The 26,221-nt window shown below is 49.7% G+C and carries 18 protein-coding genes and 1 pseudogene; 18 read left to right on the top strand and 1 reads right to left on the bottom strand.

The features are described from left to right. The 5 genes from AB4Z33_RS25630 to AB4Z33_RS25650 form a co-directional block, all read left to right on the top strand. Nucleotides 1-426: ABC transporter permease subunit (locus AB4Z33_RS25630; RefSeq protein ID WP_442052609.1), on the top strand; the 426-nt coding region annotated here is incomplete at its 5' end. Nucleotides 427-459: 33 nt separating this feature from the next. After that, nucleotides 460-1,341 carry a carbohydrate ABC transporter permease gene (locus AB4Z33_RS25635; RefSeq protein ID WP_442052610.1) on the top strand — a complete coding sequence of 294 codons (882 nt, stop codon included), beginning with the start codon at nt 460-462 and terminating at the stop codon, nt 1,339-1,341. Between the two features lie 76 nt (nt 1,342-1,417). After that, complete coding sequence (locus AB4Z33_RS25640; protein WP_442052611.1) at nt 1,418-2,986, top strand: extracellular solute-binding protein; 1,569 nt, start codon at nt 1,418-1,420, stop codon at nt 2,984-2,986. 95 nt (nt 2,987-3,081) lie between these two features. Beyond that, nucleotides 3,082-4,845 carry a sensor histidine kinase gene (locus AB4Z33_RS25645; RefSeq protein WP_442052612.1) on the top strand — a complete coding sequence of 588 codons (1,764 nt, stop codon included), beginning with the start codon at nt 3,082-3,084 and terminating at the stop codon, nt 4,843-4,845. Next, nucleotides 4,820-5,578: a response regulator transcription factor gene (locus AB4Z33_RS25650; RefSeq protein ID WP_442052613.1), complete on the top strand. Its 759-nt coding sequence runs from the start codon at nt 4,820-4,822 to the stop codon at nt 5,576-5,578. Before AB4Z33_RS25645 ends, AB4Z33_RS25650 begins: the two co-directional genes overlap by 26 nt. Here AB4Z33_RS25650 and AB4Z33_RS25655 read toward each other — a convergent pair. Then, entirely contained in the window at nt 5,566-6,453 is an 888-nt protein-coding gene (locus AB4Z33_RS25655; protein ID WP_442052614.1) for an AraC family transcriptional regulator, read from the bottom strand. The two genes, AB4Z33_RS25650 and AB4Z33_RS25655, sit on opposite strands and share 13 nt — an antisense overlap. A 155-nt stretch (nt 6,454-6,608) precedes the next feature. Here AB4Z33_RS25655 and AB4Z33_RS25660 point away from each other — a divergent pair, with 155 nt between their 5' ends. The 13 genes and pseudogenes from AB4Z33_RS25660 (at nt 6,609) to AB4Z33_RS25720 (ending at nt 26,107) form a co-directional block, all read left to right on the top strand. After that, nucleotides 6,609-9,290: a glycosyl hydrolase family 95 catalytic domain-containing protein gene (locus AB4Z33_RS25660; protein WP_442052615.1), complete on the top strand. Its 2,682-nt coding sequence runs from the start codon at nt 6,609-6,611 to the stop codon at nt 9,288-9,290. Between the two features lie 438 nt (nt 9,291-9,728). Next, nucleotides 9,729-11,267, top strand: coding sequence for a GNAT family N-acetyltransferase (locus AB4Z33_RS25665; RefSeq protein ID WP_442052616.1), 1,539 nt, complete (start codon nt 9,729-9,731; stop codon nt 11,265-11,267). Nucleotides 11,268-11,285: 18 nt separating this feature from the next. Next, entirely contained in the window at nt 11,286-12,167 is an 882-nt protein-coding gene (locus AB4Z33_RS25670) for a carbon-nitrogen hydrolase family protein (protein WP_442052617.1), read from the top strand. 249 nt (nt 12,168-12,416) lie between these two features. Then, nucleotides 12,417-12,845, top strand: a complete 429-nt coding sequence (locus AB4Z33_RS25675; RefSeq protein ID WP_442052618.1) for a MarR family winged helix-turn-helix transcriptional regulator — start codon at nt 12,417-12,419, stop codon at nt 12,843-12,845. A gap of 83 nt (nt 12,846-12,928) precedes the next feature. After that, nucleotides 12,929-13,969, top strand: coding sequence for an NADH:flavin oxidoreductase (locus AB4Z33_RS25680; protein ID WP_442052619.1), 1,041 nt, complete (start codon nt 12,929-12,931; stop codon nt 13,967-13,969). A 311-nt stretch (nt 13,970-14,280) separates the two neighbouring features. Beyond that, nucleotides 14,281-15,180 (top strand): carbohydrate ABC transporter permease, encoded by a 900-nt coding sequence (locus AB4Z33_RS25685; protein WP_442052620.1) that lies wholly within the window; start codon nt 14,281-14,283, stop codon nt 15,178-15,180. Nucleotides 15,181-15,210: 30 nt separating this feature from the next. Beyond that, entirely contained in the window at nt 15,211-16,035 is an 825-nt protein-coding gene (locus AB4Z33_RS25690) for a carbohydrate ABC transporter permease (protein ID WP_442052621.1), read from the top strand. 134 nt (nt 16,036-16,169) lie between these two features. Next, nucleotides 16,170-17,519 (top strand): ABC transporter substrate-binding protein, encoded by a 1,350-nt coding sequence (locus AB4Z33_RS25695; protein ID WP_442052622.1) that lies wholly within the window; start codon nt 16,170-16,172, stop codon nt 17,517-17,519. Between the two features lie 102 nt (nt 17,520-17,621). After that, nucleotides 17,622-19,427, top strand: a complete 1,806-nt coding sequence (locus tag AB4Z33_RS25700; RefSeq protein ID WP_442052623.1) for a cache domain-containing sensor histidine kinase — start codon at nt 17,622-17,624, stop codon at nt 19,425-19,427. After that, entirely contained in the window at nt 19,402-20,424 is a 1,023-nt protein-coding gene (locus AB4Z33_RS25705) for a response regulator (RefSeq protein WP_442052624.1), read from the top strand. Before AB4Z33_RS25700 ends, AB4Z33_RS25705 begins: the two co-directional genes overlap by 26 nt. Continuing rightward, the gene (locus AB4Z33_RS25710) at nt 20,421-21,002 is read left to right on the top strand and encodes a helix-turn-helix transcriptional regulator (RefSeq protein ID WP_442052625.1); all 582 of its coding nucleotides are present in this window, start codon (nt 20,421-20,423) and stop codon (nt 21,000-21,002) included. The genes AB4Z33_RS25705 and AB4Z33_RS25710 overlap by 4 nt, the downstream gene beginning before the upstream one ends. A 15-nt stretch (nt 21,003-21,017) precedes the next feature. Then, nucleotides 21,018-21,128: pseudogene (locus AB4Z33_RS25715) on the top strand (sigma factor-like helix-turn-helix DNA-binding protein); the annotation flags it as partial. A gap of 296 nt (nt 21,129-21,424) precedes the next feature. Continuing rightward, on the top strand, nt 21,425-26,107 hold the full coding sequence (locus AB4Z33_RS25720) for a glycoside hydrolase family 3 C-terminal domain-containing protein (RefSeq protein ID WP_442052626.1): 4,683 nt from the start codon (nt 21,425-21,427) through the stop codon (nt 26,105-26,107). Nucleotides 26,108-26,221 lie beyond the last annotated feature (114 nt).

A 26,221-nucleotide genomic window follows, 5' to 3' on the forward strand; every position in this document is an offset into this window, starting at 1 on the left:
GTTTCGACAGCCATATGGAAGGAAGCGGGCTGGTGGACGATTATATTCCTTGCAGCGCTTGCCGGCATTGATCCGTCGCTATACGAGGCTGCCGAGATGGATGGCGCGGGGCGTCTTAAGCGAATTATCCACATTACGCTGCCTGGCTTGAAGGGGGCAAGCATCGTTGTCTTAATCCTAACGATCGGCAGCATGTTGGGCGGAGGGTTAGTCGGATCGAACTTCGAGCAATCGATGCTGCTTGGCAATACGATTAACAGCGAGAAGTCGCAAATCATTCAAACCTATGCCTTCACGATCGGTCTGGCCCAAGGCAGATTCTCGTTCGCTACGGCAATCGATCTTATGCAATCGGTTATTTCCGTGATCCTGATATTCAGCAGCAACGCTATAGCCAAACGCGTGTCGGGCAACGGATTGTTCTGATTCAATAAGTAACAAGAGAGTGGTGAATTCATCATGCGCAGAAGAAAAACGCTAGAGGATCGGATACTGGACACGATCATTACGATTATTCTCGTCGTTGTTGTCTTYGGAACGCTATATCCGTTTTACTATATTTTGTTGATTACCTTTAATGCCGGCACCGACACTGCGGCCGGAGGCATGTACTTGTGGCCTAGGCAGTTCACATTTGGCAACTATCTCTATTTTCTCGAGGATCCGAAGTGGATCAGCTCCTTCGGCATTTCGTTGCTAAGGACCATCGTGGGCACTGTTCTAGGCGTCTTGTTCACCGGGCTTGTTGCATATGGCCTAGCGAAGAGGGATCTCATTTTCCGCAAGAGCTACTTTACGATTGTTGTAGTAGCAATGAATTTCTCCGGCGGCATTATCGCTTTCTACATCGTGCTGAAGAGCCTTGGGCTCATCAATACATTCGGCGTTTATGTTATCCCGGGTATGCTGAATTTATTTTTCCTATTGATCGCGATCTCTTTCTTTACTGACATTCCCGAGGAGCTGGGTGAGTCGGCAAGAATCGACGGGGCATCGGAGGTGCGGATTTTTGCCAAAATTATTCTTCCTGTCTCGATGCCGCTGCTTGCCACGATGAGTTTGTTCATCGGCTCCGGTCAATGGAATGCTTGGCTGGATTCGGCTTATTTCGTACAGGACGAGGGCCTTCGTACGCTGACCTACCGGATGATGCAGGTCATTAACCAATCCATGGTCCCGTCGGGAGATGCGCAAGCGGCAGCGATGTCGCGTTCCAGCGTYACGCCTTTCTCKRTCCAAGCGACAGCAATGGTCGTATCGATCGTTCCTATTCTYGGTGTYTATCCGTTTTTGCAAAAGTATTTTGTATCCGGCATGATGTTAGGTTCAGTCAAAGGCTGATGTGGTTTTTCGGCTGACTCTTTCATAATGAGACTGGCGGCCTTAAAATAAGACTATTATAGACGGGGGTATGGGAATGAATAAGAGCTATAAACTGGTTATTGTCATGTTCGCAGCATTATTATTGATAGGAGGATCACTATCTGCTTGCAGCAACAGTGGTAATAACGGAACGGCGAACACGAACAATGGTAAAGCGGAAGGAGAAGATTCCGGCAATAACGGGACAGAGGAACCGGTCGAGCTGTCGATGTTCGTCGATGCAACATGGTATCCGTTCCAAGACTGGAAGGGTGAAATACCAGAGGCAATTACGAAAGCGACAGGCGTTAAGCCGAAAATTACGGTAGCTACGGATGACAAACAGCTTGCCCTGATGGTCGCATCAGGAGATTTGCCCGATATCGTTGTTTCCTTCAACTTCAAGCTCATGTCGGACGGCAACATCAGCCTTCCTTATAATGAAATTTTTCCGAAATATGCCCCAAGCGTGAAGTTTGATCCGGTCAAGGAGCTCGTCAATACGGTAAGCGATGGAAATTATTATGCCATTAGAAATGACTTCTCTTCTGAATCAGAGTGGAAAGYRAGTCCATATGCCCATATGATGGTGCCGGGGCTAACGCTTCGCAAAGATATTTTGGAGGGAATCGGCAATCCGACAATTAACACGATAGAAGATTTGGATAAGGCATTTGCTGCCGTAAAAGAGAAATATCCGGACATGACGCCGCTTATTCTTAATCCGAACTGGCAACGTCCTTACTTTGATACGCAATTTGGAGCAGTAGGCGGATTTGCAGATAAAGACGGAAAGATTGAATATTATCTCAGACAAGATGCCACTCGTAAATCGATTCTGTATATGAACAGCTTATACCGCAACGGTTATGTTACATCGGAAAATTTTGCCTATAAGAATGAATCGGAGACAGAGCAAATGATGGTTTCCGGCAAAGGCTTTGCTTACACGTGGACCTATTCTGGCGCGGATCGCCTCAATGCTTCCAGTAAAGACTCAGGCTTAGAATTCATCCAGCTCGCCGAGCCTCTCGGAGCTGATGCCTCGGTTGTTAGTACGGGAACCGGAGGACTTGGCATGTATGTGTCGAAGGATAACAAAAATGTAGAAGCGACTGTGAAGTTTCTTGAATATTTGTATTCGGAAGAGGGCTGGCGTACGGCGGAATGGGGAATTGAAGGGAAAGATTGGACATGGAATGAAGAAGGATATCCTGAGTTTAACTACAATGTCCAAGATCTAGAGACACTAAAACAAAAAGGTGTATACTGGTGGGGAGTACCAACTGAGACGGGAGTTGGCATGGCATTAAGCTCTTATAAGAAAGGTTCGGAAACAACTCGTCAAGGGGAAGCCTATTCCCGAATAACAACCTTTAATCCAGCAATCGGCATGATTAATCCGGATACGGATTCTCCTGAACAGATTATTCGAACCAATATTGATAATATGGTGAAAACGGAGGTTACGAAGGTGTATTTGGCGCCAACGGAAGCCGAAGCTTTGCAAGCGTACGAAGATATGATAGAGAAAGCCGAGAAGATCGGAATGTCGAAGCTGGAGGCTTGGGCGAGCGAGCAATACGGACCTTTAAAGGAAAAGTATGATAGATTGACGAAATAAGAGGCTGCTTATAAGCTCATATGGAAGGTTAGCCCGGAAGGGCGGCTTTCCGTATGAGCTCGCTTGCTTTCAGTTTATCGAGGAGATCTGATTCTATGCGTATTAGCACAAAAATGGTCGTTGGCTATATTTTTCTTATTGTTCTCCCGTTCCTTATTTTTTCGGCGTTTGTCTATAACCAGCTCTATGGGCGATTAATTACGCAGTATCAACTGACCAATCAGCAAAATATCGAACAGCAGGGCGCTAATTTGGAGGCCAGTCTGTCTAAGATCGAATCTTTGTATTCCATCTACCAAAATAATACCGCTTTGCTTGACTTCTTGCGAGGCGATTACGTGTATGACAGGGATCTGATTTACTCGTATTTAAAAGAGATCAGTCYCGCTTTTGCATTCGCGTCTCTTGGCGAGCCGATGGTTGAGCAGCTTGTCGTATACCCGAAAACGCAGAAAAGGCTGTTGTCTTTCCCGGAATTCGCGGACTATTCGGAGATAGGGAGCAAGCTGAGCAGCGAGGAGAAGAGGAAGTTGCTTCCGGCGAAGGGATTGTGGAAGAAATCAATCGACGCCGGGTCGGAACCTTCCTTGGTGTACTATCACAAGCTTTATAGTGAGACATATACAAGCGAACTTGGCATTATTGAAATCAAGGTTAAATCCGCTTTACTAGAGGAGTTTATGAAAGCGCTTAGCGCCATTCATCCGCAAAATACGATTCTGCTGATGGATTGGGAGGGCACTGTCTTCAGCTCGAGTAGGGAAACGGTCATTCGTACCGGGCTGCTTGCGAGGATCAAATCATCCGTGCTGAGCAGAGAGGACAATACGTTCCTTGTTGACGGAGAGAGACTTATGGTTAATTCCGTACAAGTGCCGCGCCTCGGTTTAGCCGTTGTTGAAGTGAATAAACAAGACGCCTTGTTCCAATTTTTATGGACGAAGCTTTGGCTCGCAGGAGCTGGAATTGTCCTGCTTGGTTTGCTTTCGGTATTTTATTACGTTCTATTGTCATCGCTTACAAAGCGTATTTTGCTTCTGTCCCGTCATATGCGTAAAGTTGGCTTGGATGATATTGGAACCCCGTATGCGGGAAAGTTGGGCAAGGATGAGATCGGCTTCCTCATATCCAATTACAACGCCATGATGGGGCGCATCGATGAACTCGTTAATCACGTACAGAAAGTTGAGCTGCTAAAGAAGGATGCGGATTTCAAAATGCTGCAAGCCCAAATTCAGCCTCATTTTTTGTACAACACGCTGGAGACGATGCGAATGCTTGCAAGGTCGAACAAGGATTATACAGTAGCTGAGATGGCATATTCCTTAGGCAATCTCCTTCGCTATAGTTTATCGCAATCAGATGATACGACGCTTCAGGAGGAGCTGGAGCATGTCAGGGCCTATATCGCCATTCATCAGATTCGGATGAGGGATCTTCTGTTCGAGCTTGAAACGGATGAAGAGCTGCTCAAGGTTCGTTGTCCGAGATTTATATTGCAGCCGCTGGTAGAGAATAGCATGATTCACGGACTGTCGAACCTACGGGGGACAAAGATGATAGCTATTCATTTCAAGAGAGCACAAGATGCTATTGAAATCCATGTTACGGATAACGGAGCGGGTATTCCAGAACCGAAGCTTTCGAATTTGCGGCTAAGACTTCATGGCGGTATAGCAGATCTTTCTTTATCGTCAGGAACGGGCATTGGCCTCGGCAATGTAATAGAACGCGTGAAGGCGTTTTTCGGCAAGGAATCGAAGATGCTTGTTACAAGCGGGGATGGACAGGGAACTACGTTTACTCTCATTTTGCAGACGGGGGAGATCAAGCATGTTGAGGCTGATGATCGTGGATGACGAACCCATCATACTTGAGGGCATTCGCGAAATGATCGAGGAAGAAAACACGCCGTTCGGTAAAATCATATTGGCTAACGATGGGATCGACGCATTGGAGAAAATCGACTATTTTCACCCCGATCTTATCATAACGGATATCCATATGCCGGGGATTAATGGTCTTGAGTTTATTAAACAGGCTCAGCAGAAGAAGGTGAAACGGTTCATCATTCTAACCGGACATGATGTATTCGAGTATGCTCGCAAAGCGGTTCAACTGCAGGTCGTGGATTATATGCTCAAGCCCGTCAATCAGCAGGAGCTCGCCGAGCTGCTGAAGCGAATCGCCTTGGCGCTGCTGGAGGAAAAACAGCACAGAACGGAGCCATTATCGTTGAATAGATTATCGGCTCCTACGCAAAACGAGAATATTTCTCTCATGAAGGCCTTTATTGAAACCAATTATATGAAGGATATTTCCTTGCCTGATATAGCCGCAAACCTAAACCTTCATCCAAGCTATGTCGGACAAATGTTCAAAAGAGAAACGGGCGGCACCTTTGTAAAATTTTTGAATCAGGTACGTATTGAGAAAGCGAAGCAACTGCTCGAAGGAACCAAAGATATGCCGCTGGACAAAATCGCCAAATGCGTCGGTTACGATAACAGCCGCACGTTCTATAAAGTTTTTCGGAATACGGTAGGCGTTACTCCCGGAGAGTATAGGAAATCGGGTTGTCATTTCTTTTGAGACCTGTATTGGGTAGCCGTTATTCCATAATATTGTTTGAACGAATGACTGAATTGTTCCAAGGTTGCAAAGCCGATCCTTGCGGCAATGGTACTAATAGACAAGTCGGTTTCTGCAAGAAGCTGGACTGCAGCGCTCATTCGGGATTGCTGTTTCTTATTCTTAAAGGAAACGCCGTATTGCTTTTGTACGGTCCTCTCCGTCTGGCGGGTGCTCAGACCCAGCTTGTCCGCAAGCTGCTTTAGCGTAATGGAAGAGTACTCGTATAAGAAGCAGTTCTCGATGGTAAGCAGTCTGCTGTCATCCAACGTTTTCACCGGAACGTCCACTAGAGAGGAGAGGCGCTCCGTATACTGTCTAACCATTCGGGTAACGATCATTTCTAATATATTCGTTGCCATGTGATGAAAGCCGAGGCGCTTCGATGACAGTTCGTCTGCAAGCATCTGGAACAACGGCATCATATTTTCGTTGTCCGGACCGATCCAGAACGGCGTGTTGACCAGCAATTCCGAGAGGAGATTATCCTTATGCGTGCTGTTTTTATTTGCAGTTAACTGGGAGTCACCAGTGAGAACCTCGAAGAAGATACAGTATTCAGCCATAGGATCGTTCTGATCCGGAATCTGCTCATGCGCGACATCAGGTCCGGTCATAAACAACGTTCCAGGCATTAGGGGATAACGCTCCCCATCCGCGACCAGTATACCTTGACCGCTAGGGATGTAATGAAGCTCATAGCTGCCGTGGCTATGACTGTGCTCGCGCATCGAGCTATGGAAATAGCCGAACTTCACATACAAGACATTGAGTGCAAATCCGCCGAGCGCAAGCTTAATATCCATATTGCCGATGTTAATGGGGGGGAGGTTCATATCTTTGTTCTCCTCTGCCAAAATGCGACAGCTCGAGGATGCCTTTGGTCGTCTCTATCAATAACGTTTTCATGCTTGTATCGATATAATTATATCGAAATGCTAGGAGCTTTGGGAAGCGGGGAAATAAGACGATGACAACTTCGACTGCGTGTTTGTTTGAAAAAGGAAATTACGTTTGCACCTATACGGACGTGCCGGCTTCCAACCCAGGATACGCTTGGCGGGACGGCATGGTTAGCGGCAACGGCGAGAACGGTTATATTACGTCTGGTTCGCCATATTCGGACAGCTTCATTTTCCAGTATATGTGGTTCAACTATCCGTCCAAAGATCCGAGATTCATTCCGGATGAGTTAACGGAGCAGCTTGGCGATGCGAGATGGAACGTCTTTAATCAGAACGACCAATGGAAGATCGAGGATGAGAGAGGCGCGACCCGAATCAGAACGTTCTATTACAGCTATCACCCCGGACATCAGCTCCGGTTAAGCGCGGCAAATAGAGGAAGCGTATCTCGTTATGAGCGATGGACGAATTATGAGACGGCGGAGACGGGCGTGCGTTACACCGATGAGTTCGGCAGGTGGACGAGAACTTCATTCACTTCCAGAGCAGACAATGTTTCGATTACGAAGATCGAGCAATCAGCCACCGGTACCAAAATCAATATGACGATCTCCATCGATGACATTTCGAATATGAGCCGTGCCCGAAACGGCACCTCTGAGGTAACAGCACTTCAGTATAAGAAGCTGGTACATCCGCAGGCTGAATATATTGCACAGATCGCCCATTACCCGTCCTATGAAGGCAGCGAGCTTACGAATGCAGGATATGCGGGGTTAACGCAGGTGCTCGTGGTTAACGGCAAGAAGAGAAGAGTGCTGCTCTCTGAAACAAATGAAACAATGAACGTTGGCAGCGAGCAGAATCCGGCGATTCAAATCATAGATGCCGATGCCGTCTATCTCATTACGCAATCAAATCGAACTTATGAGATGGGCAGTATCGAAGATTTTGCCGGACAGACGGAATACGCTCTCGTAGAGCGGTTGTTCCGGCATACGAACACCGTCGCGCAGAAGTATAGTGATGTTCAAGGCTGTTTTGATTATTACGCTGCCCTTGCTCCCCATACCGAGCAGCATGCTGCTGAATTCAATGCCGTCCGTTTCTCGTTAGCTGGCGATGAGATGGACAAGCAGGCGGATAATCTAGCGTTGATTCATAACCAACAAGCAACGGTATCGAGAATCAATCATGCCTTTATGGAGCAGGTTTACAACCAGGGGCGGTATGCGATGATATGCTGCGGCGGCTCAAGCGCACCTCGCTTGTACGGCATGTGGACGGGCGAATGGAATCCGGGCTGGCGCGGCATCTACACCTTGGACGCAAATGTGAATTTGCAGGTTGCGGCCATGAATACGGGGCATCTGACGCAGGCGCAGCTGGGATATATCGCATTTTTTCTGCGAAATGCGCCGGACTTCGCATACAATGCCCGCATGGCTTACGGCATGCATGATGCGCTTCAGGTATCCGTCAACTCTGACGGCGACCGCGGCATGCATGTGGAATACGACAACGATTATCCGTTTGAGTATTGGAATGCCGGGGCAAGCTGGTGCCTGCTGCCGATCTACGAATACTGGCAATGCTACGGCAATAAGCAAATTCCGATTGTGGATACAATGAGAATCTATGAGTTGCAGCCGCTGCTCAGCGTCCATGACGGGGGGCTTTCCGATAAGGAATTCGCTAATCTATTGCGAAAGGGATATCTGGAATTGGAGGAAGATATTTTGCTTCCTCTCCTGACGAAGCAGGCTAACTTCTGGGAACAGATATGTACGCCGGAATATTTCACGGACAAGAACGGCAATGCTTGTCATCAAAGGGGTAAAGAAACGTTAAATCCAGGCGAGAAGTATATGATTATCCCGACCTATTCGCCGGAAAATAATCCGATTGGCTATAACAGCACGATTACGGCTAATGCTACCATGGACATTTCGGCTGCGCGAGATGGTCTGTTAATGGTCATCACGATGGAGAAAGCCATCAAGCGCGAAGGCTATGAAGCCGCCGTTGCCAAATGGGAAGCGCTCTTAAATCTGTTGCCTGATTATAAATATGATGCGGACGGCGCTTTGCGTGAATGGGCGATGAATGAATATACGGAAAATAATAACCACCGCCATCTGAGCCATCTGTACGTCGCTTGGCCTGCTTATGAAACGCAAAACAATAAAGCTCTCGCTACAGCAGCGAGGATCGCACTTGAGAATAGAGACAAGTACAATACGAAGGACGCGACGGCGGGGCACGGATGGATGCATAAGGCACTAGTTAGCGCGCGGCTCAAACAAGGCGAAGGCGTACTGTCTTCGCTGCTGCCCATGATGACGGATGCCGGTTATTACCCGTCGTTAATGACAGACCATGATACGAATCGCAGAAATCATTGCTATTGCACCGATACGTCATTTGGCGTCGTTGCTTCAATTAACGAGACGTTGCTATTCTCGAATACGGGTGAAATCGAGCTGCTTCCGGCTTTGCCTTCTGATTGGCAATCGGGATCTATGGATGGGCTTATGGCAAGAACGCAAGTAGAGGTGAAGCAGCTGTCTTGGGATCTAAGAACCGGGACATCACAAGTGACGCTGTGCTCAAGCATTAGCGTGAATGCAATCAGATTAAGTTCGGGAATTCCCTGGACGAAAGCCATTGTGAATGGCAGTGAATCAGAAGTGCTCAATGATGAAATGGGCAAACATATTCACGTAACTCTGAGTGCGGATGAAGAAGTGAAGGTCGTATTTATCTAGAGCAATTCATAGTCAAGAAAGCAACCCGGCTGCCTGCACGATCGACTCATGAATGATTCGTGAGGTCATGCATTTCTAAAGAGTTCAAATGACTGCTGTGCAGCCATTTGAGCTCTTTTTTGTCTTCTGTGCATCCACTCAGTCCAGCGATTGAGTAATTATCGAATATAACGGCATGAATCGCAGCCCATTCCCGGGCAAGAAAGTCATTTTTCCGAGTTAAATACAATTTTCGTAATATACATTCAAGGCCCGATTATCCATGCCTCTTGTTCAGGGGTGTGGACTTTTTTGACGTATAGGAAAGTTCTTGAAATCCCCATCCATTCTCTACACGTTACGCTGAAACGACACCGTCCTCTGACAAGTACGCCGAAGGCATTTCTTCTCAATGTGGTATAATGTAGTTAAACGCATTTATAAAGGGGTCTTATTTCTATGACAACCGATCAAATCTCGCAATTCGAAAAGAAAATTATCATCCGCAACATTGAACGCGAAGATTTCGATAAAATCATCGCGTTGCAAAATATTTGTTTTCCGAACATGAGTCCCTGGAAGCTGGATCAATTGGAAAGTCACGTCCGCACGTTTCCCGAAGGCCAAATGTGCGTGGAGCTCGACGGTGATATTATCGGCTCCTGCTCTAGCCTGATCGTGAACTTCGACGATTATTTGGAGCAGCATACGTATTCCGAAATCACGGACAAGGGCTATATTCGCAACCATAACCCCCGGGGCGGGAACCTCTATGGGATGGAAGTCATGGTACACCCGGATTTYCGCCGCATGAAGATCGGCAGAAGGTTATACGAGGCAAGGAAACGGCTGGCGGAGCAGCTTAACCTCAAGAGTATTATCGTAGGGGGACGCATCCCGGGATATCACAACTATTCCGATAAATTGTCGCCGAGAGCTTATGCGGAGGAAGTGTTGCAGCAGAACATCTACGATTCGGTGCTGACTTTCCAGATGATGAACGGATTTACGCTGAAGAGGATCATTACCAATTATTTGTCCGATGACGCCGATTCCGAAAATTTCGCGGCCCTGTTAGAGTGGAATAATATCGAATACAAGCCTAGCATCAACAAGACGCTTTATAAAATGTCTTTTCCCGTCCGAATTTGCGTGGTCCAGTATATGATGAAGAAGATCGATTCTTTCGAGGAATTCGCCACCCAGTGCGAGCATTACGTCGACGTGGCAGCGGATTACAAGTCCGATTTCGCCGTTTTCCCGGAGAACTTCACGATGCAGCTGCTTTCCTTTTTGGATGAGCGGTCTCCAAGCTTGGCCGTCCGGAAGCTCACGACCTATACGACCAACTATGTGGAGTTATTCTCCGAACTCGCGGTCAAATATAACGTAAATATCGTAGGCGGCTCCCACTTCGTCGAGAACAATAACCGGCTATACAACGTCGCTCACTTGTTCCGCCGGGACGGCACAATTGAGCAGCAATACAAGCTGCATATTTCTCCGAACGAGCGGAAGTGGTGGGGCATCAACGGGGGGAGATCACTCGGGGTGTTCGATACGGATTGCGGTAAAATATCGATTCAACTCAGCAGCGATATCGAGTATCCGGAGTTGTCGCGTATCGTCGCTGAGGAGGGAGCGCAGATTATATTCGTTCCTTTCTGCGCTGAAGATAGGCAGACGTTCCTGAGGGTGAAGTACTGTGCGCAGGCCAGGGCGATCGAGAACCAAGTATTCATCGTGACCGCCGGAACGGTAGGGAATCTAACCCATGTGGACAACGTAGACGTTCAGTACGCCCAGTCCGGTATTTATACGCCGGCCGATTTTTCCTTCTCTCGCGACGGCATCGCGGGGGAGTGCAGCGAGAATACGGAGACGGTCATCATGGCCGAGGTAGACATGGAAACGCTGGAAAGGTATCGTAAGTCCAACGATGCATTGTCTTTCAAGGATCGCCGGACGGATATCTATTCTTTACAAATTCGTACTTAAAACATACCAGAGGTGCATATGAAGAAGTTAACGATAGCAACAACGCAATACGGTCTCACCGATATCCGTACCGAAGAAGAGTTCTGGACGGGAATCGATACGAAGGTACGGGATGCTGCCGGGCAGGGCGCCTCCATGATCGTGTTCCCGGAATACTTGACGGCACACTTGCTAAGCTTAGAGCCGTCGATGCTGCACGATGAAGCGTGTTATTTTCTGGACGGGCTGACGGACAGATATATCGAGTTCTTCGGAGAACGAAGCCGAGAATGCAATATTGCCATACTAGCAGGGACGCATATTTGCCGAGAGGAAGAGGGCAAGTACTCGAACAAGGCTTTCCTCTTCTTTCCCGACGGACGGGTGGAGACGCAGTGCAAGGTGCATCTTACGCCGGAGGAGCAGATTCGCTGGCCTCTGGTCGCGGGCGACGAGCTTAACGTATTCGACACGGAGTGGGGCAAGATGGCGATCTTGACCTGTTACGACATCGAGTTTCCGGAGCTGGCGAGGGCAGCCGCGCTTCGCGGCGCGGAACTGCTTCTATGCCCTTCCTATACCGATAGTTCCTTCGGGTACCATCGCGTGCGGCATTGCGCCCAAGCGAGGGCGATCGAAAATCAGTTGTTCGTCGTATTGAGCGGCCTCGTCGGATCCTTGTCCGAGGATCGTCCACAGGTGGACATGGGGTATTGCCAAGCGGGAGTATTCACCCCATGCGATCTGCCGTTCGCCGCGGATGGCATCTTGCAGGTCGGGGAAACGAACGAAAACATGACGGTGTTGGTCGAGCTCGACTTCCACAGGCTCCGAGAGAATCGCGAACGCGGAGCGGTAGCGCCCTTCTACGACCGCCGCCCCGATCTATACGAACACGAACACCAGAAGACGCTGCTGTAAATCAAAAAGCCGTTGTCCCCATGCGAAGGAGGGGCAAACGGCTTTTCAGAAAAGGAAAAATGAAGCTTCGATGAAAAACTCTATTACTGGCCTTGATGATATAGAATTGTTAAAAGCAAAATTGGACATTTTTTAAATGTAATGACTGCGTGGAGGAGGATATCGCATGAATAGAGATTTTGACCATTTCCGATAAGCTTGATACAATAAGACGACGTTATCAACATTTATTCTCGGGGTGGTCGAATCTTGCAAAACAACAACGAACGTCTGGATCTATGGCTGGCTGTATCCCAGATCCATTCCAGCGTCAACGATAAGTTGGAACAAGCGCTGCTCAAGCAATATGATATTTCCTTAAAGGAATTTTGCGTACTTAAATTCGTTTCCAGCTCGCCGTGCAAAGAACTGCGATTGCAGCAGCTCCAAGAGCTGGTGGGGTTAAGCCAAAGCGCGACGTCTCGCCTTGTGGATCGCATGGGAGCGCCCAGTGTTGGAGCACTGGAACGGCATACCTGCGCCGATGATCGACGCGGCATCTATACCCGAATTACGGAGTCGGGCGAACATAAGTACCAACAAGCGCTTGAAACGGTTAATCAGGTTTTGAATGCAGAGCTTAATAGCGATGGCATCTTGACCGAGCTGGAAATTCTTGTTCAAAAACTGTTGAAATAAGAGCAACTTGACAGAATTCTTTTATTTCGGTAATTTATATGCATGCGCATGCTTTYAAAAATAAGATTTAATGGAGGGTAACCATGACTAACACGCAAACGGTGCAATCCCTATTCCGTCCTTTTTCTATAGGGCAGCTATCCTTGACCAACCGAACGGTAATGGCGCCAATGACGCGCCAAAAATCGCCTAACGGCGTTCCCGGGCAGGATGTCGCTGCTTATTATCGTCGCAGGGCAGAGAACGGGGTCGGGCTAATCATAACGGAGGGCACGGTCATTAACCATGCCGATTCGAGCAACCAGAAGGATGTCCCGTTCATCTACGGGGAAGAAGCCTTGAAAGGCTGGGCGAATGTCGTTTCCGAAGTACACGATGCGGGAGGCAAGATCGTTCCTCAAATCTGGCATATGGGCGCTCGCGGCAACGTGAATGAGTACACCGAAGAAGAAATCGGCCGTATCGTGCAGGAATTCGCAAAAGCAGCTGCTGAAGCCAAACGTCTTGGGTTTGACGGCATCGAGCTGCACGGCGCGCACGGTTATTTAATCGATCAATTTTTCTGGGAGAAAACGAACCAGAGGACGGACCGATACGGAAACAGTTTCATCGCGCGTACGACCTTTGCAGCGGAAGTCGTAAAAGCTTGCCGCGAAGCCGTTGGCCCCGATTTCCCGATCATCCTGCGTATCTCGCAATGGAAGGGTTCCGATTACTCGGCTAAGCTCGTAAAAACAGCGGAGGAGTTAAAGCAATTTCTCGAACCTTTGGTGGATGCAGGCGTGGATATATTCCATTGTTCGACGCGGCGCTTCTGGGAACCGGAATTCGAAGGTTCCGAGTTGAATTTCGCGGGTTGGGTGAAGCAGTTGACCGGCAAACCGACCATCACGGTGGGCTCCGTCGGCTTGGAAGGGGACGTGTCGACCTTCTTCACTACAGGAAGCGGCTCGGGGATCGCAAGCTTGGATAGTTTAATACCGAAGCTGGAGAATCAGGAGTTCGATCTAGTCGCCATCGGCCGGGCGCTGCTTTCGGATCCGGCTTGGGTAAGTAAGATTAGGGAAGGCAAGCTGGAGGAACTTATTCCTTTCACGCCTCAATCGCTCCAAACCTTATATTGATTCAAAAAATATTCGTCATATATAACGAGGATGCCGTTCTTTTGAAGGATGGCACCCTCGTTTTTTTGTATACCGCGCGGCCATCCCAAAAAATATCTCAAGGGAAAGGTAAGAACCCAGACAGGATAAGGCCTTGCGATGGGATAGATGACCGAAACCGGCATCTGTCTCATCGCTTCTTTTATTTAAAAAGTAAAAAAAGTTTCAAATTGGGCAGTTCTCATTCTTATTTCGGTCCGCGTTATTTTCTACAATGAACGTGAAGATAACAACTTGATTACGTACACTATTTCGCGTTTGGGAGGATGACTATGAGAACAAACAGAGGAATCAGCATGAGCTTTCGAGAATCGATAGCGGGGTATTTGTTCGTCGCGCCTCTGATGCTGGGACTAATCGTGCTGTCGCTTCTGCCGGTTCTGGGATCGCTGCTGCTCAGCTTTACGGAATGGAATTTCGTGACGGGGATCGGAGGCATAAGGTTCACCGGTCTGGACAATTTCGAGAGATTGTTTCAAGACGACGTCTTTATGAAAAGCCTGTACAACAACCTGATTTTCATTATTACGGTGCCCATCACGATCGTATTGGCGCTTATGCTGGCCATCCTGATCGATAAGCATGTTTACGGAAAAGGCGCATTTAAGGTCGTATATTTTCTTCCCTATATATCGAGCGTCGTGGCGGTCGCCATGGTGTGGCAGGTGCTGTTCCACCCGACCTTCGGGCCCGTCAACAGCTTCCTGATGTCCATTGGGATCGACAACCCGCCGAAGTGGCTCGCCGACATCGACTATGCTTTGCCTTCACTTATGATGATTCAAGTTTGGATTCTGCTTGGCTACAACATTATTATTTTCATCGCCGGCCTTCAGGGCATACCGAAGGATTTGTACGAAGCGGCGGAGATCGACGGAGCCAACGTTTGGACGCAATTTCGGAAAATTACCGTTCCTTGCATTTCGCCGACCACGTTTTTTCTGCTGGTTACCGGCATCATCGGCACATTTAAAATATTCGACCTTATCCAGGTGCTGACGCAAGGCGGTCCCGCGAACTCGACTACGGTTATCGTATACGAGCTGTACGACACGGCCTTCAATCAGTTGAAGACGGGTTATGCGTCCGGGATGGCGCTTATACTCTTCCTCATCTGCCTCGCCGTTACGGGTCTTCAGATGCTGGCGCAGAAGAGATGGGTCAACTACTAACGGCGGGATGTACGGAAGGAGATTAAGAAGATGAAGCAATTGCAATTATCCAAGCTGATCTGGACGTTAATAATGGGGCTGATGGGCATCGTGTCGCTGCTGCCGTTTCTATGGATGCTGTCGGCCTCCTTCAAGAAAGAGGCGGACGTGTTTACGTTTCCGATACAGTGGTTTCCTTCCACATGGAACGTGATCGAGAACTATACGAGCGTGTGGACCGGCGATTTCGTAAGGTATTACGGCAATTCCATTTATATTACGTTGGCGACTACTTTCATTAACGTGCTCGTATGCGCGCTGGCTGCCTACGGCTTCTCCAAGCTGCGTTTCCGCGGCCGCGATGCCATGTTTCTTCTTGTGCTCGCCCTGTACATGGTTCCGCCGCAAGCGTCGCTCGTGCCTCAGTTTCTATTGTTCAACGAGCTGAACCTGATCGACACGCATCTGGGACTTATCCTGATTAACAGCTTCAGCATTATCGGCGCGTTCATGCTTCGCCAGTTTTTCATGAGCGTCAACAACGAGTATCTGGAATCTGCTAAAATCGACGGAGCGGGACACTTCCGCACGTTTATGCAAATCGCGCTGCCGCTCATTCGGCCGGGTCTCGCTACTTATGCGATTTTGCGGTTCATCTGGACATGGAACGATTATCAATATCCGCTAATCTTCCTGAAGTCGAAGGAACTATTTACGATTCAGCTTGGTATCCGGCTGTTCGGCGATCAGTACGGCGATGTCTACTCGCTGATGATGGCGGGCGCGGTATCCGCGATTTTGCCGCTGCTGATTATTTTCGCCATCGGCCAGAAGCAGGTCATCGAAGGCATATCGCTTGGCGGGGTGAAAGGATGACAAAGTCAAAATCGTTTCAACTACGTAAAAAATGAGAACTTCGGAGCATAATCGAACATGATACGATTCTCTCGTAAGCCGTTTCAACTTCGCCTAACGAACAGTTACGAAGCAATATGATGAGGAGGGTTCACATGAAAAAGAGATTAGGCATTACGATGATCGGTTTGGCCATGCTCGCTTCCGCTTGTTCCGGAGGGACAAACGGCGGAGCGCCGTCCGATAAGCCTGCGAACGCAGGCAAGGAGCCGGCTGCGGAGCAAGTCGTGCTGAAGCTCAGCACTTGGCAGACGGACGGAAAAGCGAAGTGGAGCGAAATCATACCTAAATTCGAAGAGAAGTATCCGAATATTAAAGTCGAGCTGGATCTTTTGAACGAGAAAGGAGATTCCGTTGCTTCGATGCAGAAGCTGGACCTGATGGCGGCTTCTAACGATCAGCTCGACATCGTCGAGCTTCCATACACGAATTATACGCAGCGAGCGGATATCGGCATGCTGGAACCGCTTGACGGCTACATCGAGAAGGATGGCTACAAGTACGAGGACGAATATTTAGTCGACACGAAGGTGAACGGAAAAGTGTACGCGCTTCCTTCCTCGATGCAGCGCTGGTTCGTTCTGCTAAACAAAGAGATGCTGGACGAAGCRGGATTGCCGGTTCCAACGGATTGGACATGGACCGAGTTCGCTGAGTATGCCCAGAAGCTGACGAAAGGCGAAGGCGCGACGAAGCGTTATGGCGCATATTTGCACAACTGGCCGGATTATTTCCAGCTTCAGCTTATGAGCAAGCCTACGGACAACACGTTCCTGAAGGCGGACGGCACTTCAAACGCGCTTGATCCGGCGTTCAAGGCGAACCTGGAAATGATGAAGAAGATGATGTACGAAGACAAGAGCGCGAACGCTTACGAAGATATTATTTCGCAGAAACTCGCTTACCGTAACCAATATTTCAACGGGCTTGCCGCCATGCTGCCAATGGGCGACTGGATGGTAGCGGAGTCGGGCGGAACGGACGCCATACCCGCAAACTTCGTGACGGCGTTCGCTCCAATCCCGCGCCTAGATGGCGAAAGCAAGCATTACACGCCGGTTCAACCGACTTATATGGGCGTAGCCGCCAAATCCAAAAACAAAGAAGCCGCTTATACTTTCGTTAGATGGTATACGTCCGAAGGACTGGGCATCGGCGGACGCGTCTTCTCCGGCTGGGCGAAAGCGGATACGGGCAAGCTGATCGATACGATTGTCGGCGCGGCAAAGGATCCGTCCAAAATCGACGTGGAATCGCTCAACTATACGATGGAAACGATGGTTCCGGGAACGGCGCCGGTACCGACGAAATATGCAGATGAAGCCAAAAACTCGGTTATTCCGGAAGCGGAGCTGTACCTGCTCGGCAACCAAGACATTGACGCCACGATTGCAAACATCGACAAGAAAATAACCGAAGTCGTAGGCAATAACAGCGGAAAGTAACATTTGCCGCCTGTCTTGAAGCGGTTTACAATATGGAGGGGCAGGGAGACGTAATCTCCCTGTCCCCATTCCAATTAGAGGCTAAGGACGGGGGAACTCGTTATGAAACGACATCAATCCTTGCGCACGAAGCTGGTCTGGTCGGCATTAATTTGTTTCCTGTTCCCGCTTATCGTCATCTATATTGTAACGAACTACTTCACAAGGGATATTATATTGGAAAAGGTCATCGCTAACGCGAAGGATTCGCTCAAGGTAGCCGAAACCGAAATCAACGGCCTCTTCGAGGATACGCTCACGCTGTCGAACTTCGTACTCATGAACAGCGAGCTGAGACAGATGCTGTCCACGAACCGGGATGCGCTTCAGCCGGAAGAGCAGAGGCGGAGCTACTCGCTTGCTTACAGCCAATTGTCGCGCAGCTTGGACGAGCTGTTCATGCCGAAAAACGATTATGACGTGACCATCCTGGGGACAAAAGATGCGTTCTATACCAATTATTCGCACAGCGATTACGATCCCACAAGGCTCTACGGGGAGGATTGGTTCCCTAATCTTTCGAACCGGGAGATGCTCGCCGCCTATTGGAGGGGAGACATCTCCCGCGTTACGGGCGGCAAGTCTCATACGGTGACGATGGGACGCGCTATTAGAAGCGCCACTTACAGTCCCATCGGTTACATCGTGATCGATATGAACGAAAGACTTATCCGGCCTTACTTGAATGGAGGCGCGGATCAGGAGATGATGCTGATAGATTCCGCCGGACGCGTCATGTCCCATTCGGACCCCGCTAGAATCGGCAAGAAGCTGGATTGGTGGCCGCTAGAGAAAGAAAAGCAGACCGTCGAGACGGACGGCGAAACGTATATTATCGTCCAGCAGACGCTGGAGAGCAACGGTTGGCATGTCGTCAATCTGATTCCGTTGAATCCGGCGATTCAGAAAAATAAACAAGTGCTTTCTATTAGTTTTATCGTGCAGGCGTTGTTTTTTACTTTGTTTTTCCTCCTGCTTACGGTGCGTATCTCCGCCATCCTGAAGCCGATTACAAGCCTTAGCAAGTTCGTGACGAGCATCGGAAGAGGCCAGCTTGGTTCCCGCAACGGGATTAGGACGAACAATGAAGTCGGTCAGCTTGCAAGGACGATCGATTATATGCTCGATCGGATCGAATTCATGATCCAGCAAATAACGGTTGAACAATCGAAGAAGCGGAAGGCGGAGCTGGAAATGCTGCAAGCGCAAATTAATCCGCATTTTATGTTCAATTTGCTCAATTCGATTCGAATGAATATATTGGTGCGCGGGGACAAGGAGAACGCTGAGCTGATCGGTTCGCTTTCCTCCTTGCTGCGGATGACTATTGATCGCGACAACGCTTATATTCCTCTTCGGGAAGAAGTGGCTACCATCGATCATTACATGAAGCTAATGAACTTCCGGCATGCCAATCAGATTCAGCTCGTTACCCGGTTCGACGATGAATGCGGCGAAACGTTGGTGCCTCGTTTCATGATCCAGCCACTGATCGAAAACGCCATTATACACGGCTTTGAGCAACAGCACGGCGAGATTTACATTGCAGCGGGAAGGGTGAACGAGGACGGTAAGAGACTGATTCGCATCAGCGTAACCGACAACGGCGCGGGCATGTCGGAGGAGCAGCTGGAGAAGCTTAGGAAGCAAAGCGAAGAGCGCGAAGACGGCGATGGCGAAGGAGAGGCGCGCGGCTTCTCCGGCATAGGCGTCAAAAACGTGTTCCAGCGGCTTCGGCTTATCTATGGAACCAAATTTAAATCGTGGATTCAAAGCGAACCGGGTATAGGGACTGCAATTACGTTACAATTCCCAATCGAAGTCGAGAGCGCGGGTGAGACCTATGTTGAAAGCCATATTGGTAGATGACGATTTTCCCGTTCTGAGATACTTGGCAGGCGCGGTGCAGTGGCATGATCTCGGCATCCAGCTGGCAGGAAGCTTCTCCAACGGACTCGAGGCATGGGAAGCGGCGGGTGAGGATCCGCCCGACATTATCGTGACCGACATCGGCATGCCGAAGATGAACGGACTGGAGATGCTGAACAAATTCCTATCCGTCAAACCGGACGCGAAAGCGGTCATTCTGTCCTGTCATAATGAGTTCAAGTACGCGCAGCAAGCGATTAAGCTGAACGTAAGCGATTATATATTGAAGGAAAGTCTGGATGTCGCAGATTTGCAGGACATTCTGAAAAGAATGGCCGACGAGCTTGCGGAGAGAAAGCAGCGGTACGCCGATATCGTGCAATACAAGCAGAAGCAAACGATGAACGTGTCCGCGCTGAAGGAAAAATTTCTGAAGGAAACGCTCTTCCAATCCTCTTGGCCGAAAGAAGACTGGATAGCGCGCGCGGCATCGTTCGGCGTCTCCTTAAACGCAAAGTGGCATGTGCCGCTTCTGCTCGTCATCAATCGGATGCCTGAGTTGTCCAAGTCGCGGGAGATGAACGAATACACGATTGCTTTTTCCGTTGAGAACGTGCTGCAGGACGTATTGCCGCCGGAGAAGTGGCCGATCTTTAGGTACAGCAACAATCAGCTTGTCGTCCTGTGCCGCACAGACAACCCGGAAGGGGAGCTGGGACAAATTCATGTGGCCATGCGCGACGGCATCGCGGCCATTATCCGTTATTTGCGGTTCAACGTGACGTGCATAATGGGCAGACCGGCCCGCAACCCGAAGGAGCTGCGTGAAATTTTGCTGCCCATGCTGAAGGAACGGGAACATGCTTTCTATATAAAGGAGACAGGCATTCACCGCTTTGAGGTAAAAGCGTTTGCCAAAGGTGATATTTTCGCCGAATATGCAGAAGTGTTCTCCAGCGTGAACAAGAGCGTCGCGCTCAACCAACAGGAAGAATGAAGCTGCTGGTGGAACAGTGGATGAGGTCTGTCCGCAGACAGTCGTTCCATCCTGGAGACGTGAAGGAGATGGTGCTTCAGCTGCTTATGGATCTCCAGATGAAGGCGAAGGCGACGATGTCGCATGATCTGTTCCTGCCCGGCGAGAAGTTGTACGATTCCGTTCATGGGATCGAGACGCTCGATCATCTTGAGGAGTGGCTGATCCACTTCTTGAAGGAGTTTGCGCGCAAGCTCAGCCTATTCGCCGTCACCTCGAAGCGGCCAGAGGTCATTAAGGCACAGCAATATGTCATTGAGCATGTGACCGAGAAGGTTTCCTTGGAGGATATGGCGGGATATTTGAATTTGAATGCCAGTTATTTCAGCCGGCTGTTCAAAAAAGAAACGAATCAAAATTTTATCGAATACGTCAATATGGTCAAGCTGCAAAAGGCGAAGGAGCTGCTTCAGCAATCCAATAAAGGCGTGGAGGAAATTTCCGATTATTTGGGCTATGCCAACAAAAGTTATTTCATCAAGCTGTTTAAACGGGAGATGGGTATGAGACCCAGCGAGTTCTCGACCTGRAATTGTTAGCCGTTTGCGGTGATTACGCAACGGGAAATCTCGAAGGAGCTGGGCATTTCGCGGAGCTATATGTCACGGATCGAAAAGAGAGCTCTGATGAAGCTGTATCATGAGTTTTATAAGGCGAAGAGGTAATAGAGCGTGCTAGACCTCCCAGGCGCCTCCAGAAAAAACCTTGAGAAATCAAGGTTTTTTTGTTTTTTTTTAGAACGATACCGGCTCGATAGAAACATCAATTACGCTTTTTGCATAGTAGGGCATCAAAAAAATGCGGTAACAACCCGAGAAATAGCTCGCTATTTCTATTTCGAAGTGACAAGTAAAATATGGTATGAAAGCGCTATCGGAAAAGAGGAGGTGCGTTTTGAGCAGTAAACCGAGGCGTGTGGTCAAGTAGTCACTTAAGTACAAGAGGGGAAGGTTGATCGGTTATGAAGGTATTCGGTTATCGGACTTGGAGCAAGAAAGCAATGCCGGTTGTTCTTGCATGTTCGCTCTCGATTGGACTGCTAACAGGAACCATGCCAACAGGAGTCGTCAACGCGGCTGAGGAGGACCTAGTTGCCTTCAAGACGCAAGTGGGCGGCGTTTTTGATGGTATGCCGCTCTTTGACGGAGTGCCCGAGCATTTGGATGCATTTGTAGACGCTTACTTTCAGTACACGGGTTTAGAAGGTCCAGCTGTCTATGCGACTGGATCCCGTAATCATTATACATTGCAGCAGGGAGAGAACGCGGGTCATAAGATTCCGGGGGCACTATCAGCCGCTGATAACGTACAAGGCATATCGACTGATTTTCCGGCATTGGTAGGGATGGGGCAAACCTGGAATAAAGAGCTGCTTGCCGATATCGGACAAGTCATCGGCGCCGAGAAAATCAGCCAGCTGAAAGTTAAGCAAGGCGTTTCGAATATCCATGGCGGAAGCGATTCTTCCGCTTCGGTCGCTTTCACGGTCGTAAGCGATCTAAGAATCAACCCGCTCAGCGGCCGGTTCGACGAAGGGTTCGCGGAGGACGCCTATCTCGCAGGCACGATGATCGACGAAATGGCGGCGGGCCTCAGCGGTACGGATCAGGCTGAAAGCGAGGACGGATTTTGGATGCGGGCTGCCGTAGGCACGAAGCATTACTCCGTATATAATGCGCAATGGTTCAGACAGTCCGCAAGTAACAGCGCGGGAGCAAGAGCCATTTACGAGTATCAAACGCGCGCTCCGCTGCAAGCTTTTGAGAACGGATCGGTAGCGGGAGTTATGACTTCGTTTGGCCGCACCAACGGCGTGCCGAACATTTTCTCGCCCATCCAGCTTCACGCCAACAATTTCTCCAAGTACGGTGTATACAGCTCGCCCGATTTCAACGGAGACGCACTCGTGTTTGGTGCTAACACGATGGGTAACGGCTATGACACGAAGTATGCACAAGATCGGACGCTGGCGAACTTGCTCATGATATTGGCCGAAGCGAATGCGGGGCGACCGTCACCGAACGCAAGCGACGCGCTAGCCGACGTACTCGCGGTCGTAAGCGCTGTCGAGCAAGGGAAATACGACGTCACAGCCGAGGATTTGATCGAAGCGGCTCGTCCGCACGTTAATCAGATGGTACGCATCGGCATTTTCAACGAAACGGACGAGAACGGCATTCCGAAATATTATCCGTTCGCGCAAGACGCCAAGGACGTGCGTACGGAAGCGCCGGCTACTTATGCGCTGCAAGAGCACCAAGACGTGGCGCTGCGGGCGGCACAGGAAAGTATCGTATTGCTTAAAAACGACGGAGCTCTTCCGCTGGCAAAGGAACAGAAAGCTGCTGTATCCGGCCCCTATGCGGATGCAAGGTTCAAGACTGTTTATTCCGTAGGGACAACTCCTAGTATTCCTAACTCCGGTGATTCACCGCTGCTTGCCATTATTAAGCAAAATGGAAGCGACAACGTTAGCTATGATGAAGGCGGCAAATTAATAGCGCTTCAATCCGTCCTGAGCGGTCAGACCGTTACGGCGAGCACATACGGCGGAGAAGCTGGCGCGGGGCTAATCACGACAGAAGATCCGCTGGATGTGGAGAACAATGCACATTTGTTCAGAGTGTACGATTGGGGTCAGGAAGGCGTAAGCTTGCAGTCTCTGCTTAACGGCAAATGGATTACCTCGCCGTCCGCCGCCAATGCGGTCGTTGGAAATACCGACGCAACGCAGCTGAACCTTACGAACAATGACTGGAATTTGGCCGAGATGCTTGGAAGCACGAGCACCATTCCGTCACGGCTTCGAATGGAAGCGAACGGAGACGACACCGTCTCGATCGTGTCCAACGGCTATCGTACCGGATTCAGCGGCGATTTCTCGAACTGGTATTATACGAACGGCCGATTCATCCGAACCGCGGAGGACAACACGCTGAAGACGGCAGCCACGACGCTAACGAACGCAACGGTTGCAGCAAGCCGAGGCGATGATGTGAAATTCGAGCAGACGATCGTTAAGGATGTTGGCGAAGAAGCAGCTGCTAGAGCAGCAACAGACGATTACGCGATTGTATTCGTAGGTGCGATTCCTCGTCACAGCGCCGGTGAGGGCAACGACCGATCTTCCCTCTATATGGGCAATGACGATTATGAGCTCGTCGAGAAGGTTTCCGCGGCGTTCGCGGCAGAGGGCAAGAAAACAATTGTTGTTGTGAAATCCAGCTTCCCGGTGGTTATGGAAGACATTCAGAACAATCCGAACGTGTCCGCGATCGTGTACCAGCCGTATGGGGGACAATACGATTCACAGGCGCTTGCTCAGGTGCTTTATGGCGATTATTCGCCAACAGGCCGTCTGACATCTACATGGTACTCGGATATGTCGGCTTTCCCGTCGATTAACCAATACGCGATACCGGAGGGCAATACGACCCAGACGATCGAAGCCAATACCGACCCTAGATTCACGGTTGATATGACGAATGCCGATCCGATTGAATCCAAATTGACGTATATGTATACCGACGCTCCGGTCACATACAGCTTCGGTTACGGTTTATCTTACAGTGATTTCACGTATAGCGACTTGGCCGTTCCTTCTTCGGTCAGCGGCAGCGAACCGTTCACCGTATCCGTCACCGTAGAAAATACGGGCGCTGTGGACACCTCCGAGGTCGTCCAGCTCTATGCGAACAACAATGATGCTGCGTATGGCGAATATGCGCCTATTAAGCAGCTCGTATCTTATGAGAAAATCGAGCTGGAAGCCGGCGAATCGAAGACGGTCGAGTTGACCGTGAATCCGAAAGATTTTGCCGTATGGGACGTCAATAAAGGCGACTTCCAGGTCGAGAGCGGCACCTATTCATTCATGGCAGGATCTGCATCGGACGATATCCGTCTGGAAGCTTCGGTTGAAGTAGTCGGAACGCCGCTCGCTCAGCTCGATATTTACGAGCCGTTCAACGTCTTCGACCATTCGTTCGCTTCGGACGAAGTCATTTATCATGAGGTATCGAAGGCTCGTACGGCTAGCGGTTTGAAAGAAAAGAAAGTCGTAGGCGAATATTATTCGGTCAGATCCAAGCAGAACGGCTCTTGGACAGCAATCCCTAAAGTGGATTTAACGGGAGCGAAGCGGGTAACTRCCAGCGTGGCGAGTGGTTCGGAAGGCGGATTCATTACGCTTCATGCGGATTCACCGTATAGCGCGCCGATCGCTTTGCTGGAAGTAGGTTACACGGGTCCGACTTCTTACACGATCGAAACTGCGGGTGTAGCCGTGAGCGAGCTGGGTTATACCGATGTTACGGTTGATTTGAGCAATACGGCCATTACGGGGACGCATGATCTTTACGTTGTATTCCGTTCACCGGATCTGCGTATCGACAGCTTATCTTTCCAGACCGATGCTGTCATTAGCGTATCCGGCAAAATATCCGGTTCACAGCGCAACCCATTCCTGAACGTCCAAGCGGACCAGACTCCATTCGGTCTTGATGCGGTCAATACGGATAATTGGAGCTTCGACGGCGGAGATAGCGGCTTGACTCTATCCTCTGTCACGTTGAACGAAGATCAAACGGTAGCGAAGCTTCAACTTGCGGGCACTGCTAAGGCCAAAGCAACGTTGCAAATCTCGGCTCATTCAGAAGCTTTCGCAGGAAGCACCACAGGCAGCAACATCGTTACGGTGACCGTCGGAAGCAACAGCGGATCCGGCACCGTTACGCCGTCTCCTGAACCTGAGCCGGAGCCGGGAACGGAACAACCGGAAGAGCCGGAAGCTGAATCCGTATTGGTAAGCGCATTGACGGAGGCTGAGCTTTCGCTTGTGAATGAGTTGAAAATACCGGGCGTATCAGTGGCAGGAACACCTGTGAAGTTAAGCATCATTTCCAAGAAGGGAATGTACGCTCATGGGAAACTTGCTGATAGCTCTGCCGCATTCACGGTATTGGCTAGATTGAATAATGACGGTACCTTAACTCCAGTACCCACTCGCGTCGTAACGAATGCGGATGGTACGAGAACCATTCAGGCACTCGTGCTTTCGGACGGCATTTACGTCCCGATTAACGTCGAACGCCAGTTCATAGACATACCGGCCGATGCGTGGTACGCCAAAGAAATCCGGCAAGCAAGCAGCTTACTGCTGCTGAACGGCGTGTCGGCTGACCGGATGCAGCCGACATCCTATACAACCTATTATCAAGCGTTGATGGTCGCTCTTAACGTACTCGGAATAACGCCATCCAAAGAAGAGCAAGATACGAAGTGGTTTGATGYCGTCGTGAGAGAAGCTGCTCTTCTCCAACTATCGGCAAACGCAACGCCTTCGGCTGATTTTTCGATTAGTCGGGAACAAACGGCAGACATTCTGACTAAAGCATTAGGTGCCGCCGGTCTCGATGTCACGATGTCGGGGGAAGCGGCGGCTGAGCTTCTTAAACCATTTACAGATGCTTCAGCCATCACGTCAGAATACCGTTTGTCCTTGGCTGTCATGGTCAAATACGGCATCCTGAAAGGAACGGCTTCAGGCAAGCTGCTCCCTTCCGCAGGACTTACTAGAGCAGAGCTGGCTGCAGTGGCGCTTCGTGCGCGTACGGCCATCGACAGCATCCTTTCAATAGAATAGTTGAATTTCTACCCGCTTGGTGGTACCTTTGCACAAGGAGCCGCCAGGCGGGTCTCTTTACCACATTAGAATGTTTAAGTGCTTTACAGCGATAAAGCGTAAAGAAGATCATTC

Origin of the sequence: Paenibacillus sp. 2TAB19, assembly GCF_052115185.1 — a bacterium.
Classification (GTDB): domain Bacteria; phylum Bacillota; class Bacilli; order Paenibacillales; family Paenibacillaceae; genus Pristimantibacillus.

Coding starts and splice junctions, on each gene's coding strand:
- AB4Z33_RS25650 (WP_442052613.1), top strand. CDS start 4,820: ATGTTGAGGCTGATGATCGTGGATGACGAACCCATCATACTTGAGGGC.
- AB4Z33_RS25655 (WP_442052614.1), bottom strand. CDS start 6,453: ATGAACCTCCCCCCCATTAACATCGGCAATATGGATATTAAGCTTGCG.
- AB4Z33_RS25670 (WP_442052617.1), top strand. CDS start 11,286: ATGAAGAAGTTAACGATAGCAACAACGCAATACGGTCTCACCGATATC.
- AB4Z33_RS25680 (WP_442052619.1), top strand. CDS start 12,929: ATGACTAACACGCAAACGGTGCAATCCCTATTCCGTCCTTTTTCTATA.
- AB4Z33_RS25685 (WP_442052620.1), top strand. CDS start 14,281: ATGAGAACAAACAGAGGAATCAGCATGAGCTTTCGAGAATCGATAGCG.
- AB4Z33_RS25690 (WP_442052621.1), top strand. CDS start 15,211: ATGAAGCAATTGCAATTATCCAAGCTGATCTGGACGTTAATAATGGGG.
- AB4Z33_RS25700 (WP_442052623.1), top strand. CDS start 17,622: ATGAAACGACATCAATCCTTGCGCACGAAGCTGGTCTGGTCGGCATTA.
- AB4Z33_RS25705 (WP_442052624.1), top strand. CDS start 19,402: ATGTTGAAAGCCATATTGGTAGATGACGATTTTCCCGTTCTGAGATAC.